Raw genomic sequence first — 17,957 nt, 5'->3', positions numbered from 1 at the left:
GTGAAGCGGCGCGTCGTTCCTCCTGCCAGAACAATTTGAAGCAGTGGGGTGTCGTATTGAAGATGTATTGTAACGAAGCCAAGGGAGAAAGATTTCCACCGTTGCAAGTTGTAAGAACAAAGTGTGAAAATCCTGCAAACAACTATCGGTTTGCAATCGCAGCAGCACCAGCAGTGGATGTCATTTATCCTGAATATTTGACAGACCCCTCCATTGCCATTTGCCCGTCAGATGCAAGAGATACTGCTCAATATTTGAAGAGACAAGATGGTACTACATATTTAACATGTAAACCCGAACGCTTGGATGCCAGTTATGCTTATTTGGGTTGGGTTTTCGACCTTAACAAAGAGTTGGGAACTACTTCTCTAAGCAGTTATAGTCAATTAAATGCTCTGATTAGTCTTATGGGTGGAAGTTCTATCCCATCAGATGCACCTGTTCCTATTCAATTTGCGAATGCTATCAATCAGTTGATTACAGATGCTCTTGGTCAAATAGGTGGTTGCATTAATGCTTCTAATCAGGCAGCAGCAACACAACTGATTGGCATTGCGGATAGAGACATTTCTGTCCCAGCAGGAACAGGAAATGGTGGTGGTAGCACTGTATATAGGCTTCGTGAAGGTATTGAACGCTTCTTGATCACAGATATTAATAATCCGGCCGCTTCTAACAATGCTCAGAGTGAAGTGTATGTCATGTTAGACCAATTCTCCGCCTATGGTGCCATTGACTTCTTTAATCATCTGCCCGGTGGTTGCAATGTGCTTTATATGGATGGCCATGTTGAATTCATTCGTTACATTGGTTCCAATGATACTACAAATCCAGATATCAATGCTACCGAACCGGTCCTTCCAAGTGTTGGTGTTGTCATTGGTATCATTGCTCAGGCAGCTGGTTATCAATAAAATTTAACTTTTTCCGCCCTCGCAAGGAATTTTCATGGGGACAGTTTCAACTGTCCCCATTTGTCTTTTAAATTGCCTTTTATAAAAAGCGATTTTACAACACAGAAATGTTTATAATTTAGTAAGAGTTTATGACTATATTATTACGAGTTATATGTTTTACAAATTGAGAGTACTTTACTGAAAGGCGACACATTATGGAGTATAGAATTGAATGTGATGCATTAGGCGAGGTTCAGGTTCCCCTTAACGTCTATTATGGTAGCCAAACTGTTCGCTCACTACAATTTTTCTCAGTTGGTAAAGAAAAAATGCCGATGGAGATTATATACGCATTAGCACTTGTAAAAAAAGCCTGTGCACGAGCGAACCGTGACCTCGGTATACTTAAACCAGAATATTGTGAAATCATTACTACTGTGGTTGATGAAATCCTCATAGGTAAATGGGACGAGCAATTCCCTCTGCATGTCTGGCAAACAGGAAGCGGAACCCAAACAAATATGAATGTGAACGAAGTTATATCTACACGTGCTAATGAACTTTTAGGTTCACCCCATAGCACTAAAAAACCGATACATCCAAATGACCATGTGAATATGTCTCAATCCTCAAACGATGTTTTCCCAACCGCAATGAATGTAGCCACAGTCCTTGAATTGAGCAACCGTCTGATTCCTTCATTGGAAGAATTTTACAAATCACTTGTCCAAAAATCGGAAGAATACAAAGATTTAATTAAAACAGGTAGAACCCACATGATGGATGCAACACCAATTACCTTAGGGCAGGAATTTTCTGGTTATGCACGACAAATCGAGCAAGCCATGAATCGTATTCAATTATCTCTGAAAGATCTGTATGAATTGGCATTGGGTGGAACAGCCGTTGGGACAGGATTAAATGCTCCTGCGGGTTTTGCAGAAAAAGCAGTTGCATATATTGCAGAATTGACCCAAGAGCCATTTCGACCAGCGGAAAATAAATTTGAAGCATTAGCGGGACATGACGCTTTGGTGATGCTCTCTGGTGTATTAAAAACAGTCGCATGTTCGTGCATGAAAATTGCTAATGATATTCGACTGATGGGTAGTGGTCCTCGTTGTGGATTAGCAGAATTGCTCCTACCCGAAAATGAGCCTGGCTCATCCATTATGCCAGGGAAGGTCAATCCAACCCAATGCGAAATGATGACAATGGTCTGTGCTCAGGTGATAGGAAACGATGTAACCATTAACATTGCTGGTGCATCGGGACAATTCGAACTTAATGTTTATAAACCTGTGATTGCTTACAATATCCTTCAATCCATACGCCTCCTGTCTGATGCATGCCAATCATTTACCCAAAATTGCCTGAATGGTATCCAACCTAACTGCGAAAAATTAGGATACTACTTACAGAATTCACTAATGTTAGTAACCGCATTAAATCGAAAACTCGGTTACGAAGTCTCCGCCAAAATTGCCCGCAATGCCTATAAAAACGGGACGACCCTAAAAGAAGAAGCCTTAAAAACAGGCTTAATCACCGAAGAAGAATTTGACCAACTTGTAGACCCCCGCAAAATGATTTCCCCTTCTGATTAGTAAAGCCATATCCTGCTTGGGATGAAAAAGTATTACACCCGTCTAATTAGCTAATTAGATATTAGAAAAGTAGTATGTGTGTCCTGCCTATGAGTTGAGTATTGTAAATATTATATTTTCAAAATAAGCATGTGTATCAAGAGATATGTATAACATGAATTAATGAGGGTATTTAAACGGCATTATTAATTTTAACGTTGGCAGAGTAAAACAAGATGAGATAGATAAATTAATATACCTACTTAACTATTGTTTGTTAAGATGTATAATCTTTTCGAGGATGTGTTCGGGGTCTAATCCTTGATATGTAATATGTTCTGTTAACCCGCCTTTGCCGAGTTTGCTTACGCCCATATAGTCATATTTTGGGGTATAACCTCGTTGCAGGAGCCATGTTCCGAAACGGCAACCTAATCCCGTCTTGATATTTTGTGCTTCGACGACAAGGACAAAAGGCACGTTCCTTAAAAGAGTCATCATATCTTCATCGACAATGTTGAGTGTAGGTTTATTAATCAAACCGACATGAACTCCTTGTGCACGTGCTTGTTCAACTGCATCTAAAGCACGGTAAAGCATTTCTCCGTAGGACACAACATAGCCTGCGGTTCCTTCTCGTATAATTTCATCTTTACCTGGGATAAACTCATAACCGTTTTCATAAAATTTTGTTCCATCTTCACGGCAAATGTAGGGGACTTTACTGCGGGTTGTGAAAATAAACCGAATCCCCTCATCATTCCAGATTTTATGGATTACTGCCTTCAATTGTAAAGCATCCGCAGGGAAATATAATCGAGTTTTGTCGTTTTCTGGTAAGCCATTATCTGCAAAGAACACATTTATGCCGTAGTGGCATGTATTGTCCGCAATATCATCAACACCCGCATGTGAGAAATGGCAAATGACATTGGCATGATTTAACCGTGCCATCGTTAACTCGGAAAGTATCATTTCAAGAAAAGCGGAGAAGGTGCTGAAAATTCCTTGTTTGCCTTTTTCGAAGCCAAATCCTGCGGAGGCTGAAAAATTGCCCCGTTCCTGAACGCCACCGTTAATAAACACATCAGGATGTGCAACACGTATGGCTTTTAAGCCTGTTGAGCCTTCCAGGTCAGAATCTATCACTAAAATATTCCGATTTGCTTTCTCTTCTGGATGCGTGTTCAGCCATTCCTTTACTATATTCCCAAATTCTGTCCGATTGCTGGCTTGTTCTTTGGCAGAACCACGATATGTTTTACTTACAGATATTTTTTCAACGTTATTGAGAAATTCAACCGGTTCGGTTAACCCGCGTTTTTCAAAGTATGCGATGGCATTTTCTTTATTAATCACATCGTGTCCAGAATGATTCCCTTCTATGCCAGGTACACCTGGAGCCATCACACGTTTGTTTATCAATGCGACAGGCCCTTGAGTGCGAACTGCCTTAATCATACGTCGGGCTAATTTCTCTACATCTTCGCCTTCACCGACATCTACAGTTAAACCGTGTCCTGCTAACGTTTTTTTAATGTCATAGCCAGGAAGATATTGCGAAGGATGTCCTGATATGGTTACATTGTTGTCATCGATACATAATTTGATGTTAATTTTTTGTGCAACAGCAAGTCGTGCCGCTTCTGCATCGTCCCCTTCTTGTTGTGAACCGTCAGAACCTAACATGAACACAACTTTATCAGGGTTTGCCAGAGCAACGCCGTTTACAAATGGCCAGAGATGACCAAGTCTGCCAGAGGCAAATTTAACACCTAACTCGCGGTCAATCTCTGGATGTCCATATAAACCATAGTTCGCTTCACGGTAATGGAGCAAATAATCGAAGGGAATAACACCGTTAAATGCGGACATAGCGTATTGAATAGCGACGCGATGTCCAGCCTCGTCAAAATATACAGGGTAAATTCTATCTGAACCTTTCATAAAAGCATCCAAAATTAATACTTCAGGAACAATACTATAGGCTCCGCCAGTATGTCCGCCTAAACCACGTATCCCAGCCACCGCTGTATAAAAAATAATGGTATCGCGTACCACTTGAATATTTGTTTTTAATTGCTGTAGTTGTTTTGGGGTAAATTTGCCAGTAAATGGGTCTACAGCTATCGGTTTATACTGAGAAACATCAATTGGAAAATTCATAAAAAAGCCTCCTTGAATATGAATTTATTGTTTTATTTTTTGGTTAATAACTATACCAAAAATGATTATAAGTTATCTAATAGAATATCTGAAATAAATTATGTAAGACTCGTTTTTTAAAGAAATTTTGAATTTATATGTATAGGGTTGCAATATTTTTGAATTAAAAAAATGTTATAATACTATTAAATGATTTATTGGATGTAGTGTGAAAATTTTAGAGAAAGGGTGCTACCAAATTTATTTGACAGTCGTTAAAATATATGGTAAACTATAATTGTTAGCATTCTACAAAGGTGAGTGCTAAAAGGAGTATGAATACGAAATTTCCACAATTAAACGAACGTGAAAAGACAATATTAGAGGCGGTAGTACATTTATATATTACTACTGCTGAACCTGTCGGTTCGCGTACAGTTGCCAAAAGGTTAGGTCTCAATCTAAGTCCTGCTACGATACGAAATGTAATGGCAGACTTAGAAGATATGGGATTTTTAACACAGGTTCATACCAGTTCTGGCAGGATACCGACCGACCTTGGTTATCGATATTATGTTTCCCATCTTATGAAGGTGCAAGAACTTACCTTAGCAGAGCGAGAACGGATTAAACAAGAATTATCAAAGAAAATCGAGTCGATGGACCAGATACTTCGGCATACAAGCCATTTATTAGCCCTTGCAAGCCATCAAGCAGGACTTGCGGAATTGCCAAGTGAAAATACAGCAGTTATACGACGGATAGAACTTGTTCACTTGTTTGAACGGCAAATAGCCATTTTAATTGTAGACAGTTTTGGATGTGTTCATACGTCTTCGGTGGTTCTGAATGAACCTATTTCAACACAGTTATTGGAGTCTTTAAGTAAATTTCTTAATGAATCTCTTTATGATGTTTCTATTGACAATATACATTCTGTGATACGTGAACGTTTAAAGAAATTTTTCGATGAGCGTCGGAAATTGGTTGAATTGGCTCTGAGAATATTTACACATGTAGAACCACCAGCCAATCAGATGTTTCTCGAAGGTACCAATAATCTGTTTGACCAGCCAGAGTTTCAAGAACCTGTTAAGGTCCGTAGCATTTTAGGTATTATGGAAGACCCAACACCGCTTATCAGGGCATTGCGTGAGTCTATATCTCAAATAGAAACACCGCAACGCACTGTGTTAATCGGCTCTGAGACAAGGATGGGGGACTTTGCAGAGTTTGGTGTTATTGCAACACCTTATACAATAGAAGACAAGAAGGAACCTGCGGGGTTCATAGGGATACTCGGTCCCAAAAGGATGCCCTATGAACGGCTTTCCGCTATTGTAGATTATACTGCTTCTATGGTTGGGAAAATGCTGTCCCGACTATGGCGTTAATATTATAATTAAAAATATCAAAACGTAAATTATATACTTTATGAAGAAAGGAGATGGAGTTGTTTATATATGGAAAATGGTAAATCGGAATTAGAAAAAAAAATAGAAATGGAACAAGAAAGTACAACGCCTGATTCTGCCATATTAGACCAGGCTTCAGAAATACCTCCAACTTCAAAAGAGGAAACAGAACCTGTTACCTCTCTGGAAAATCTCATACAAATGTTGGAGGAAAAGACACAGGAGTTAGAAGAACTTAAAGACCGTTATCTCCGTGTTTGTGCTGAATTTGACAATTATCGAAAGAGAACACATCGAGAAATTAAGGAATTGCAAGAGACAGCAACGGAAAATTTAATAAAAGACCTTTTACCTGTGTTGGATAATTTTGAAAGAGCTTTAATGCATGCACCTGACCCAGACGATGCGTTTGTCTCTGGTGTTAGGATGGTTTTTGCACAATTGAAAGAGGTTCTCGTTTCACGTGGCTTAACCGTAATCGAGGCTCAAGGTAAGAACTTTGACCCGAATATGCATGAGGCACTGGCTCAAGCGGAGTCAGAACTACCCGAAGGAACGATTATACAGGAATATGAGAAAGGCTATCGGTTAGGTAAAAAGATATTGAGACATGCAAAAGTTGTAATTAGCAAGCCATCAGAAGATTTTAGCAAAGAGGATAATAATGCAAATAATAATAATTCTGTCAACCATAAACAATAAATGGATGTTTTAAAATTAAACAATCTTAATAAAAGGAGGTTGAAAAACCTATGGGAAAAGTAATTGGAATTGATTTAGGAACGACGAACTCGTGCGTTGCGGTAATGGAAGGTGGGGAGCCTGTGGTGATTCCCAACGCAGAGGGTAGCCGTACAACGCCCTCTGTGGTTGCATTTACAAAAGATGGAGAGCGATTGGTAGGTGCTGTTGCGAAACGGCAAGCGATTACCAATCCTCAAAATACGGTGTTTTCAATCAAACGATTTATGGGACGCCGTTATCATGAAGTTCATGAAGAGATAAAGCGTGTCCCATATAAGGTTACAGAAGCATCAAACGGAGATTGTCAGGTGGAAATTCAAGGTAAAACTTATAAACCCCCTGAAATTTCCGCTATGATACTTCAAAAGATGAAAGAGACTGCTGAGACGTATTTAGGAACAAAGGTCACGCAAGCGGTTATTACGGTTCCTGCCTATTTTAATGACTCACAACGGCAGGCTACAAAAGATGCAGGCAAGATTGCTGGACTTGAAGTACTTCGTATTATTAACGAGCCGACAGCTGCCGCGTTGGCTTATGGCTTAAATAAGAATAAGAATGAAAAGGTAGCAGTTTACGACCTTGGTGGTGGTACGTTCGATATTTCCATCCTTGCTATTGGAGATGATAGTTTCGAAGTACTTAGCACCAATGGAGATACGCATTTAGGTGGTGATGACTTTGACCAAAAAATCATTGATTGGTTAGCTAATGAGTTTTTGAAAGATTATGGCATTGACCTTCGTAAGGACCCAATGGCATTGCAACGGCTAAAAGAAGCTGCGGAAAAGGCAAAATGCGAGTTATCAACAACAATGACTACAGATATTAATTTGCCATTTATTACTGCTGATACCTCGGGACCGAAACATTTAAACTACACTCTGACCCGTGCCAAATTAGAACAGCTTTGCGATGATTTATTGCAAAGGACAAAAGGACCATGTTTGCAGGCAATGCAGGATGCTGGCTTGAAGCCGAGCGATATCGATGAGGTTATTCTTGTCGGTGGGATGACGCGTATGCCAGCAGTTATTCGTATTGTTCAAGAATTATTTGGCAAAGAACCGCATCGTGGTGTTAACCCTGATGAGGTTGTTGCGGTCGGTGCAGCTATTCAAGGTGGAGTCCTTGCTGGTGAGGTAAAGGATATTCTGTTATTGGATGTGACCCCACTGTCATTAGGAATTGAAACCTTAGGTGGTGTCTGTACAAAATTGATAGAGCGGAACACTACTATTCCTGTGACAAAACGGCAAATCTTTACTACTGCCTCGGATAACCAGACTTCTGTCACTATTCACGTCCTTCAAGGGGAACGTGAAATGGCAAGAGATAACCGCACACTGGGACGGTTCGACCTTGTGGGTATTCCTCCTGCACCGAGGGGTGTCCCGCAAATTGAAGTTACGTTTGATATTGATGCTAATGGGATTTTGCATGTTTCGGCAAAGGACCTCGCCACTGGAAAAGAGCAGAAGATTCGTATCGAAAGTTCAAGTGGCTTAACTGAAGAAGAAATACAGCGAATGGTTAGAGAGGCTGAACAACATGCAGAAGAGGATAAAAAGCGTCGTAAAGAGATTGAAACCCGAAACAATGCAGATTCGCTTTTATACAGTACAGAGAAGCTGTTGAAAGAATATGGTGATAAAGTTTCAGCCAGTGATAAGGCTCAGGTTGAGTCTGCTTTGGAAGAACTACGAAAAGCGTTGGCAGGTGATCGTATTGAAGATATTGAGTCAGCAATGAACAAGGTTACCTCAGCAACACATAAATTGTCTGAGGCTATGTATCGTTCAGCAACCCAGCATGCAGGTGGTGCTTCGACAGACCAACAAACGACAAATACATCCACCTCGTCAGAGGATAATACATCATCTGGCGGAGACGGTGGTGGTAGAGTTGTAGATGTGTAATGAAATAGCGGTTCTGAGGGGAACAGAGAAAAATATGGTATTATATGACATTAAATAGTTAACATAATTAATTTTATTTTAGTAACATAGTGGTGTTTATGGTGCGTGGAAAAGATTTATACGAAATATTAGGTGTTTCGAAAAATGCTACTCAGGAGGAGATACGTCGTGCCTATTTGAAATTGGCACATAAATATCATCCTGACAAGACAGGTGGAGATAAAGAAGCAGAAGAAAAACTAAAGGAAATTAATGCGGCATACGACGTTTTGAAAAATCCTGAGAAGCGTGCCCAATATGACCGATATGGCACGGTAGACGGTCAGCCTTTTGATACTGGAGGCTTTACTGGTGGCTTTTCACGTGGTTTTGAGGGATTTGGAGAAGGGTTTGAATCGCCGTTTGATGATTTGTTTGATATGATTTTTGGCTCTGGTTCGCGACGCACTTCCCGTAGGAGTTCAGCACAGCGAGGAAGTGATGTCGAAACGACATTAACAATTACCTTAAAAGAATCGGCTACTGGAGCAAGAAAACGGGTACGTTATATATGCAAGGAACAATGTAGTGAATGTCATGGGACTGGTTCCGCACCTGGATACCAACCCGAGACCTGTCCACAGTGTGGTGGAACTGGACAAATTCGTGCATCGCAAGGATTTTTTAGTATTACACGAACCTGTCCACAATGTCATGGTGTCGGAAAATATATTTCAAAACCTTGCCTTCGTTGTGGTGGTCAAGGAAGAGTCACCGCAACACGCGAAACAGATGTGAATATTCCACCTGGAGTAGATGAAGGTACCACTTTACGTTCTGTCGGGGATGGTGAGTCTGGTATAGGTGGTGGTCCTCCTGGTGACCTTTATATCCACCTCCAGATTAAAAGCCATCCGTTGTTTGAACGGAAAGGGAACGACCTTTACTGTGAAGTTCCTATAACCCTATCTCAGGCGATATTAGGGACTACAATCAAAGTGCCTACCCTAATAGATGGCTCAATTGACCTAATTATTCCGAGTGGAACCCAATCTGGCGATTTGTTGCGGAAGAAAGGATTGGGGATGCCCCGTTTGAATAGTCGTGGGAGGGGTGACCTCTATTATAAAATAATTGTTGAGGTTCCAGTACGGTTATCAAAAAGGCAAGAGGAATTATTACATGAGTTTGACGACTTAGCCAATTCAAAAAATTATCCTAAACACTGGAAATTCCGAGAGATTAAAGACCAGAATTTGGAATAAGGGCTTATAATTTATTATTCTATTTATTAAGGTGGCGATGAACCGAAGAAGGGATGAAAGATGGCTTTTGTTGTCTGTGAACCATGTATTAATTGCAAGTATACGAATTGTGTGGAGGTATGCCCAGTGGCATGTTTCCATGAGGGGAAAAATATGCTTGTAATTGACCCTGATGAATGTATTGATTGTGCTGTGTGTGTAGATGAATGCCCTGTCCGCGCTATATATTCTGTGGATGAAGTACCTGAGATATGGAAGGAATATATACAACTTAATGCAAAATATTCAAAACTCTTGCCCGTAATAAGAAATAGCAAGCCGACCTCTCCTGACTCTGAAAATTTTCGGACTATAACTGTAAAACGGCATCTGTTTGACCCGACCCCAGGTACTGGAAATTAAAAAATAATTGAAATTGTAATAAGAAAACCAAACAGAAGGAGTCCTACGATGAGAAAAGAAAAGAAATATGTCCATTTTATTTCAAACACCCATTGGGATCGGGAGTGGTTATATTCATTTCAAGAGACAAGGATGCAGTTGATAGAATTTTTCCGCAAACTTCTGGATATTCTTGAAAAACATGAAGAATATAGGGCATTTGTGTTAGATAGTCAGGTTGTTCCAGTGGAGGATTATTTAGAGGTATTTCCGGGTGAACGAGAACGAATTGAGAAACAGGTTAAATTGGGTAGGCTACTTATAGGACCGTGGTATACCTGTCCAGAATGTTTTCAGGTAGGAAGTGAATCTATAATCCGAAATTTGCTTTTTGGACATGTGATAGCAAAGGAATATGGTAAGGTTATGAAAGTTGGGCACACCCCATTTTCGTATGGGCAGATATCTCAATTACCACAGATTTATAAAGGTTTTGGAATACATATAGCCCTGTTTTATCACGGAGTTAGCCATGAGGAAGTGCCAAATGAATTTTGGTGGGTAGGTGCCGATGGAACAAAGATATTAGCCAGCCAGATGAGTAGTCAGGCGAGGTATAATTTTTATCATCAAGTATATCGCACCGTGGTTTATGAGATGGGACCCAATGAACGTGTCTGGTCGTGGGAGAAGGGGGGAATCCCTTTCCGACTTGCCGACAAAGCATCCCAGTATGAACACTTTGTGTTGCTACAACCTGTGAAGAAATTTAATGAAACTTTATTAAAGGAATGCGTTAAAAAATTATTTAAATCTGAGTGTGAAGTTAGTAAAACTCGGCACATTGCCTTTATGATGGGGCATGATAGTAGTGTCCCAGACGAATTAGAAATATGCCTTATTCGTGAAACTCAGGAAGTGCTTGACGGACATATTGTTAAACATTCTGATTATCATGAATATGCGGAACAGGTGTTGAAGGAAGCAAACGAAATAGAACTACCAACCCTTTATGGGGAACGACGTACGCCGAAACCCATGCCCCGAATTTATCATCTATATAGTGACGTTCTTTCGAGTCGTACGCGTGTAAAACAAGCAAACTATCATGCGGAATGTAAACTTCAGCGGTTAGCAGAACCCCTTGCTGTTTTGGGTGCTTGCTTCGGTATGGAATATCCAGGAGAAATTTTAAAACTCGCATGGAGAGAATTGCTTCGGTCTCATGCACATGATACTATTTCTGGTTCTGGTGTTGATATTATTGAGCAAGACACATTACATCGTTTACGTCAAGTTCAGGAAATATCCCGTAGCGTTCTACGTAGAGCAATCGCACATTGTCAAAAAAATATAGATTTTTCTAATGAAAAAGAGGATGCGGTACTCATTACTATATATAACCCTCTTCCTCAAGAGAGGGAAGAGACTGTTACTGCTGTTATCGAATTGCCAAAAACGGAACGGATTAGTGAATTTGCCTTAGAAAACACAGATACAGGTGAGGAGGTTCCTCTGCAATTACATTCTCAGGAGATAGGGCAATCTGTTGTAACCCACCTTGAAGATGCAAAGTATGTTTTAAATGTTCGTCGTTATTATGTTTCGTTTAATTGTTCAAAGGTGCCAGCCTTGGGATATACATCATATCGTGTGAAATATGGTAAGTCATTCTCACGTGGTTCATTACTTACCAGTGACCGTGTGATGGAAAATCAATATATGCGGGTTGCTATTCGTGATGACGGGACTTTTGATATATTCCATAAGCCTTCTGAAAAGATATATTGTGGACTTGGTTATCTTGTAGATGATGGTGAAGTTGGGCACGCATGGATGCATATACCACCTGCAAATAATGAAGTTATTGATAGTCGCCCTTTCCCTAAAAAGATAGCCCTTGTTGATGATGGTCCATTTTCTGCTACTTATAAGATAGAATATGAGATGTTGGTGCCAGCACAAATGGTGGCTTCAAATGATGATTTGTGTGACCGTCTTGATGGTGTTGGGAATAACGCACGTCGAAGTATCCGTCAAATAAATATACCAGTTCAAATGTTTGTTACCTTAAAATATCTGTCCCGTTCATTGGAACTCGTGGTAAAACTTGTTAATAATGCACGTGACCACCGCTTACGTATTGCTTTTCCAACAAACATTGATACGGATGTTGCTCGAGTCGAATCGGCGTTTGATATTTTAGACCGTGAAATCGTCCCTGGACCCGATAATCCATGGAAACATACTACTAATGCAACCTTTCCACAATACCGCTTTATTGATTTAGATGATACTTGGGGCGGATTGGCAATTATAAATGATGGATTACGTGAATACGAAGTTTCTCGCGACCTGACTCGAACCGTCTACATCACATTGCTACGGGCATATACAGTTCATTTAGCGACTGTGGCAAAAAATTGGGAGTCGCATCCAGAAATGGTGTTAGCTCAATGCCCTGGTGAACATGAATTTCATTTTAGAATTTATCCACATGCGGGGGGAACTATTAAAGGGTGTGTTATGCAAGAGACAGAGGCGGTCTGTTCGCCCTTGCAACCTGTACAGGCAGGTTGTTCTAAAGGGACTTTGCCACAGACTCTGTCTTTGCTGAAAATAGAACCAGACATAATAACAATGTCTGCATTGAAAATTGCAGAGGATAAAACAGGTTATATTCTTAGATTTTATAATCCTTCAACGGAACCTATCGAAGCCACTCTCAGGTATGGTATAAACATTAACGAAGCATATGAGGTAAATCTTGAGGAAATTGTGATACAAAAATTAGACATATCTTCGGAGAATACAATAAAAATACAATGCAACCCCAAAAAGATAGTTACGGTTAAATTTGTGATATAAAAGGGTTGTTTGTATTGCTGATTGAGATTGTATCTGTCTATTTATAAAGAAAGAAGGGAAGAAAATATTTCTTCCCTTCTGATTTTTTATATTCTATGTCCTGTTTAGTAATGGTGATGATGCTTGTGCTCTCCACCTTTTTCGTTTGTCTTTTCTGGAAGATCTGCAATTAGACACTCTGTTGTAATAATCATACTTGCAACGCTGACTGCATTCTGTAAGGCACAGCGAATAACCTTTGCTGGGTCAATGATACCAGATTTAACAAGGTCTTCAACATTGCCTGTTTCGGCGTTCAATCCGATATTTTCTTTTTCTTCTTCCAATTTAGCAGAGATTAATTCGCCGTTTAATCCTGCGTTTTCAGCAATCTGAATTAATGGGACAGCACATGCTTTTTTAATCAGGGCTACGCCTAAACCTTCGTCACCTTTTAGTTTTAGGTTATCTAAGACTTTGCGGGCACGTAATAAAGCCACACCACCGCCAGCGACAAATCCTTCTTCAATAGCGGCACGAGTTGCGTTCAATGCGTCATCTGTTCTGTCTTTTTTCTCTTTTAATTCTGTTTCTGTAGGTGCACCGACGCGAATGACTGCAACTCCACCTGCTAATTTAGCTAAACGTTCTTGTAATTTTTCACGGTCGTATTCGGATGTCGTCTCTTCAATTTGGCGACGTATTTGTTCGCAACGAGCCTGAATATCTTTTTTCTTGCCAGCACCATCAATAATCGTTGTATAATCTTTTGTAATCTCAACTCGTTTTGCTTTCCCTAATTGGTCGAGGGTAATATTTTCTAATTTTATTCCTAAATCTTCTGAGAAGAATTGTCCACCAGTTAAAATAGAAATGTCTCTTAAAATTTCTTTTCTACGGTCACCAAAGGCTGGTGCTTTTACAGCGGCAACTTTAAGTATTCCACGAAGTTTGTTAACAACAAGGGTTGCCAATGCCTCGCCTTCGATGTCCTCTGCAATGATGAGCATCGGTTTACCTGTTTGAGCCAACTTTTGGAGCAAAGGTAAGAGTTCGTGGATATTGCTAATTTTCTTTTCATGACATAAGATATAACAATCTTCGAGAACTGCAGTCATGTTATTAGGGTCGGTTACAAAATAGGGAGAAAGGTAACCGCGGTCAAATTGCATACCATCAACAATTTCGATTTCCGTCTTTAAGCCTTTGCCTTTCTCGACAGTAATGACGCCATCATTACCTACTTTGTCGATTGCGTCTGCAATAAATTTACCTATTTCTTTGTCGCCATTCGCCGAAACTGCTGCCACCTGAAAAATTTCATCTGAACTGCGAACTTTTTTACTCATATTTGCAATTGCCTTGACAATTTCATCTGTGGCTTTATCCATGCCACGTTTTAGAGCCATCGGGTTGGCTCCAGCAGTAACAAGTCGTAGCCCTTCATGAACCATGGCTTGTGCAAGGACTGTTGCTGTGGTTGTTCCATCGCCAGCAGTGTCATTCGTTTTACTTGCCGCCTCACGAAGCATGCGAGCACCCATGTTCTCGAATGGGTCTTTTAAATCGATTTCTTTTGCTACTGTTACACCGTCTTTGGTTAATGATGGCGAACCGTATGTTTTTTCTAATAAAACATTTCTGCCACGCGGACCCAATGTTGCTTTCACTGCATCCGCAAGCATGTCGACGCCTTTGATTAACGCTTCACGTGCTTCTTCGCCGAAAAGAAGTTGTTTTGCCATAAAATTATCCTCCTCCTTAATTATGGTTAAAATTGAGGATGTTAAATATTTAGTTATTTTTTTACAAGAAAAAATTCTTTTTCTGTTAGCACTCACAATAAGTGAGTGCTAATATCATATCATATATATAATCGTTTTTCAAATAAATTTTACTGACAAAAATGAGGACTTCCTTTTAAGTCCAATTTATTCGACCTGCCCGACTTATCTGACTTGTATGACAGAAGATTCAAGATTGAACTTTGTATTGCGTTTGAAATAGAATTCATTGTGTTTTAAACTAAACATTTATGGGTTAAGGGTGAAAAATATGGAAATAAAAAACTATCTTCATATTCTGTCAAAATTTGATAAAGTTCGTATTTTAGCTATAGGTGATATTTATTTAGATGAGAACGTTTATGGGAAGGTAACTGAGGTTAGTCTTGAAGCACCTATTCCTGTATTGGAGGTATTAGAGCGTCGTTATAATCCTGGAGCTGCTGGTAATGCTGGATGCAATGCGTCTGCATTAGGAGCGACAGTTTATATGGTAGGTGTTATTGGTGCTGATTCAAATGCGGAGATACTGAAGAAGGAGTTTCGTCAACGGCAGGTTAATATAGATTACCTTGTTGTTGACCCTACGCGACCTACAAATACGTATGGGAAACTTCGTGCTGGTGGACATAACATCCCGACGCAAGAGGTTCTTCGTACGGATACCCCACGACCGAAGCCCATTTCTGGGAAGGTCGAAGAGCAAATTATAAAAAATATATATAAAGTAGCAAAAAAAGTAGATGCGATTATGGTAGGAGACCAGGTTTCTTCGGTAATAACGCCTAAGGTCATTGATGTTATAAATGAGTGTGCAAAGAAATACCGTCTTATTACTGTTGCAGATTCACGGGCACGAGCAAATATATTTAAGGGATTTGATGTTGTCTTGCCAAATGATAAAGAAGCAGGGATTGCAACAGGGATTGAGGTTACTGATTATGAAACGTTGAAGAAAGCAGGGAGAGCCCTACTAAAATCGGCTCGTAATGCAATGATTACACGAGGTCCTGAAGGCATTACTATTTTTTATGAAGATGGTCGAATTGAAGATGTGCCTATATCTCCGGTGCAGGTTATAGATGTTACAGGGGCAGGGGATACAGTAACAGCCATGGTAACTCTAACGTTAGTTGCGGGTGGGTCGTATCGTGATTCTGCGGTTCTTGGTAATACTGCGGCAGGTGTTGCAGTTGCTCAGCATGGTGTTGTTACTGTATCGCGAGAGGAGGTAGAGCAAGCCCTTAAAAGTATGGGTGGACCGTTTAAGTTAAAAACGCTCCAACAATTGAAGAAAATAGTTCAGCAATTAAAGGAGCAGGGCAAGAAGGTTGTTTGGACCAATGGCTGTTTTGATATTTTGCATGTGGGTCATATTACGTATCTTATGCGAGCAAAGAGTGAAGGTGATGTGCTAATTGTTGGGCTAAATAGTGACCGCTCTGTTCGCCAAATCAAAGGTCAGGGTAGACCTGTAATTAATGAACAGAATCGTGCCTTGGTTCTTTCCGCTTTGGAATGTGTTGATTACATTATTTTGTTCGATGAAAAATCGCCATTATCAATTATAAAGCAATTGCGTCCAGATGTATATGCTAAAGGTGGTGATTATACTCTGGATACGTTAGTTCAGCCAGAAAGGCGTTTTGTAGAAAGTTACGGTGGTCGTATTGCTATTATTCCTGGTGTTGAAGGACACTCTACAACAGACATTATTCATAAAGTAAAGAACGGATAAGTAATTTTTTATAGAAGCTGTTTTACCCGTTGTAGACTGTAACGCGGTTTTTACCCTCCCTTTTACTTATATACATCATCTGGTCAGCCCGTTCAATAATAGATTGGATGGTATCATTTTCGTTGGAGATGGTAGCTCCGATAGATACGGTAACATTTAACCTGCCTTGTGTTGTTTTGATACTACTTGCGGAAATTAATTTACGAAATCGCTCTCCCAGAGGATATAATTCTTCCTGTTTTACATGAGGAATAATTGCGACCATTTCTTCTCCACCCCAACGCCCTACAAAATCGTAAGGTCGCATAATGTTAACTAAAGTTCGGGCAACCATCTTTAAGACAATATCGCCAATAGGATGTCCATAAGTATCATTAATACATTTAAAATCATCAATGTCCATAAAGAATAATCCCAAACTGCTTTTTAATCGCTTCATTTCTTCTAAACGGTCTTCCAGTACTTGTTCTGTATACCTGCGGTTTCCAATCTCGGTTAAAGGGCAAATGAGTGCTTTTTCACGGGTTCTCCGAAGTTCTTCTAATAAATTAAGTTCTTCAGTATCCTCTTGAAAAAATTCAATAGCACCTTTAATCTCGTTGTTTACCATAATTGGTAGTGTCTCCACTTTTACAGGCATTCGAAAACCTGCCTTATGTCGCAAATAAACGCGAGCCTTACGGAGTTGCCCATCTTTAATTGTTTCGTATAAGGGGCAACCTTGAATGCACAGTTCAGTCCCATTGTCATCTACATGCCTTAAAATATTATCTTGACACTTTCTCCCTTCTACTTCCTCTTGGCTATAGCCTGTTATTTCTTTGGCTTTATCGTTCCATAAATAAATTTCCCGTTCTGGTGAGACAACATACGCCCCTATGTTAAGGTGTTTGATAATTTGTAATGCTTGTTCTGAAAGAATACTATGCACTTTTTCATCAATACTTTTATTTGTAACACTCATACATTCTTATCCCATCTCTTATTGATATTTTTACATAGATAGATTTTATCACAAATTTTGCAAAAGAATAATATTGGATAAAATTATGATGCCTACCTCTGAGGAGGTAGGCATCGTTCTATTAGAATGCAGTTTTAATTATAATAATTGGTCGATGTTCCCAATTAGTGAGGCAAATACGCGATTTGCAGGATGTTCTGATGGATAGCGAAGAAATTCCACATGCCCATCCATGAACAGAACATTAGCACCACCAGGGATGTGATTGAAATCTGAAGGAGTCGTTTCCAAACC

At 39.8% G+C, this 17,957-nt stretch carries 13 protein-coding genes; 9 read left to right on the top strand and 4 right to left on the bottom strand.

Annotated features, from left to right (window positions below):
• Positions 1-914: DUF1559 domain-containing protein (locus PLJ10_12465; GenBank protein ID HOK10456.1), on the top strand; the 914-nt coding region annotated here is incomplete at its 5' end.
• Between the two features lie 197 nt (positions 915-1,111).
• Complete coding sequence (gene fumC / locus PLJ10_12460; protein ID HOK10455.1) at positions 1,112-2,503, top strand: class II fumarate hydratase; 1,392 nt, start codon at positions 1,112-1,114, stop codon at positions 2,501-2,503.
• Between the two features lie 246 nt (positions 2,504-2,749).
• On the opposite strand, the gene PLJ10_12455 is transcribed toward fumC, so the two are convergent.
• Positions 2,750-4,648 (bottom strand): transketolase C-terminal domain-containing protein, encoded by a 1,899-nt coding sequence (locus PLJ10_12455; GenBank protein ID HOK10454.1) that lies wholly within the window; start codon positions 4,646-4,648, stop codon positions 2,750-2,752.
• Between the two features lie 314 nt (positions 4,649-4,962).
• Between PLJ10_12455 and hrcA the strand changes: the two genes are divergently transcribed.
• The 6 genes from hrcA to PLJ10_12425 all read left to right on the top strand — a co-directional run bounded on the left by hrcA (position 4,963) and on the right by PLJ10_12425 (position 13,198).
• Entirely contained in the window at positions 4,963-6,021 is a 1,059-nt protein-coding gene (gene hrcA, locus PLJ10_12450) for a heat-inducible transcriptional repressor HrcA (protein ID HOK10453.1), read from the top strand.
• 69 nt (positions 6,022-6,090) lie between these two features.
• Positions 6,091-6,744: a nucleotide exchange factor GrpE gene (gene grpE, locus PLJ10_12445; GenBank protein HOK10452.1), complete on the top strand. Its 654-nt coding sequence runs from the start codon at positions 6,091-6,093 to the stop codon at positions 6,742-6,744.
• A 50-nt stretch (positions 6,745-6,794) separates the two neighbouring features.
• Positions 6,795-8,705, top strand: coding sequence for a molecular chaperone DnaK (dnaK, locus tag PLJ10_12440; GenBank protein HOK10451.1), 1,911 nt, complete (start codon positions 6,795-6,797; stop codon positions 8,703-8,705).
• 98 nt (positions 8,706-8,803) lie between these two features.
• Positions 8,804-9,949 carry a molecular chaperone DnaJ gene (gene dnaJ, locus PLJ10_12435; protein HOK10450.1) on the top strand — a complete coding sequence of 382 codons (1,146 nt, stop codon included), beginning with the start codon at positions 8,804-8,806 and terminating at the stop codon, positions 9,947-9,949.
• 60 nt (positions 9,950-10,009) lie between these two features.
• Positions 10,010-10,351, top strand: a complete 342-nt coding sequence (locus PLJ10_12430) for a ferredoxin family protein (protein ID HOK10449.1) — start codon at positions 10,010-10,012, stop codon at positions 10,349-10,351.
• 48 nt (positions 10,352-10,399) lie between these two features.
• Positions 10,400-13,198, top strand: coding sequence for a glycoside hydrolase family 38 C-terminal domain-containing protein (locus tag PLJ10_12425; GenBank protein HOK10448.1), 2,799 nt, complete (start codon positions 10,400-10,402; stop codon positions 13,196-13,198).
• 104 nt (positions 13,199-13,302) lie between these two features.
• On the opposite strand, the gene groL is transcribed toward PLJ10_12425, so the two are convergent.
• Positions 13,303-14,922, bottom strand: a complete 1,620-nt coding sequence (gene groL / locus PLJ10_12420; GenBank protein HOK10447.1) for a chaperonin GroEL — start codon at positions 14,920-14,922, stop codon at positions 13,303-13,305.
• Positions 14,923-15,232: 310 nt separating this feature from the next.
• On the opposite strand from groL, the gene rfaE2 reads away from it, so the two are divergent.
• A complete protein-coding gene (gene rfaE2 / locus PLJ10_12415) occupies positions 15,233-16,699 on the top strand; it encodes a D-glycero-beta-D-manno-heptose 1-phosphate adenylyltransferase (protein ID HOK10446.1) in 1,467 nt (488 codons plus the stop codon).
• Positions 16,700-16,721: 22 nt separating this feature from the next.
• On the opposite strand, the gene PLJ10_12410 is transcribed toward rfaE2, so the two are convergent.
• Both PLJ10_12410 and PLJ10_12405 read right to left on the bottom strand, forming a co-directional pair.
• A complete protein-coding gene (locus tag PLJ10_12410) occupies positions 16,722-17,663 on the bottom strand; it encodes a sensor domain-containing diguanylate cyclase (protein ID HOK10445.1) in 942 nt (313 codons plus the stop codon).
• A gap of 138 nt (positions 17,664-17,801) precedes the next feature.
• Positions 17,802-17,954, bottom strand: a complete 153-nt coding sequence (locus tag PLJ10_12405; protein ID HOK10444.1) for a hypothetical protein — start codon at positions 17,952-17,954, stop codon at positions 17,802-17,804.
• Between the last annotated feature and the right edge of the window lie 3 nt (positions 17,955-17,957).

It is taken from the genome of Candidatus Hydrogenedens sp., assembly GCA_035361075.1.
Taxonomy (GTDB): Bacteria; Hydrogenedentota; Hydrogenedentia; order Hydrogenedentales; family Hydrogenedentaceae; genus Hydrogenedens.
This window is presented reverse-complemented; position numbering and strand designations above follow the sequence as displayed.

Excerpts from the sequence above, each read along its gene's own strand:
- PLJ10_12455 (HOK10454.1), bottom strand. The coding sequence starts at position 4,648 with ATGAATTTTCCAATTGATGTTTCTCAGTATAAACCGATAGCTGTAGAC.
- PLJ10_12410 (HOK10445.1), bottom strand. The coding sequence starts at position 17,663 with ATGAGTGTTACAAATAAAAGTATTGATGAAAAAGTGCATAGTATTCTT.
- PLJ10_12430 (HOK10449.1), top strand. The coding sequence starts at position 10,010 with ATGGCTTTTGTTGTCTGTGAACCATGTATTAATTGCAAGTATACGAAT.
- groL (HOK10447.1), bottom strand. The coding sequence starts at position 14,922 with ATGGCAAAACAACTTCTTTTCGGCGAAGAAGCACGTGAAGCGTTAATC.
- dnaK (HOK10451.1), top strand. The coding sequence starts at position 6,795 with ATGGGAAAAGTAATTGGAATTGATTTAGGAACGACGAACTCGTGCGTT.
- grpE (HOK10452.1), top strand. The coding sequence starts at position 6,091 with ATGGAAAATGGTAAATCGGAATTAGAAAAAAAAATAGAAATGGAACAA.
- hrcA (HOK10453.1), top strand. The coding sequence starts at position 4,963 with ATGAATACGAAATTTCCACAATTAAACGAACGTGAAAAGACAATATTA.
- dnaJ (HOK10450.1), top strand. The coding sequence starts at position 8,804 with ATGGTGCGTGGAAAAGATTTATACGAAATATTAGGTGTTTCGAAAAAT.
- fumC (HOK10455.1), top strand. The coding sequence starts at position 1,112 with ATGGAGTATAGAATTGAATGTGATGCATTAGGCGAGGTTCAGGTTCCC.
- PLJ10_12425 (HOK10448.1), top strand. The coding sequence starts at position 10,400 with ATGAGAAAAGAAAAGAAATATGTCCATTTTATTTCAAACACCCATTGG.
- rfaE2 (HOK10446.1), top strand. The coding sequence starts at position 15,233 with ATGGAAATAAAAAACTATCTTCATATTCTGTCAAAATTTGATAAAGTT.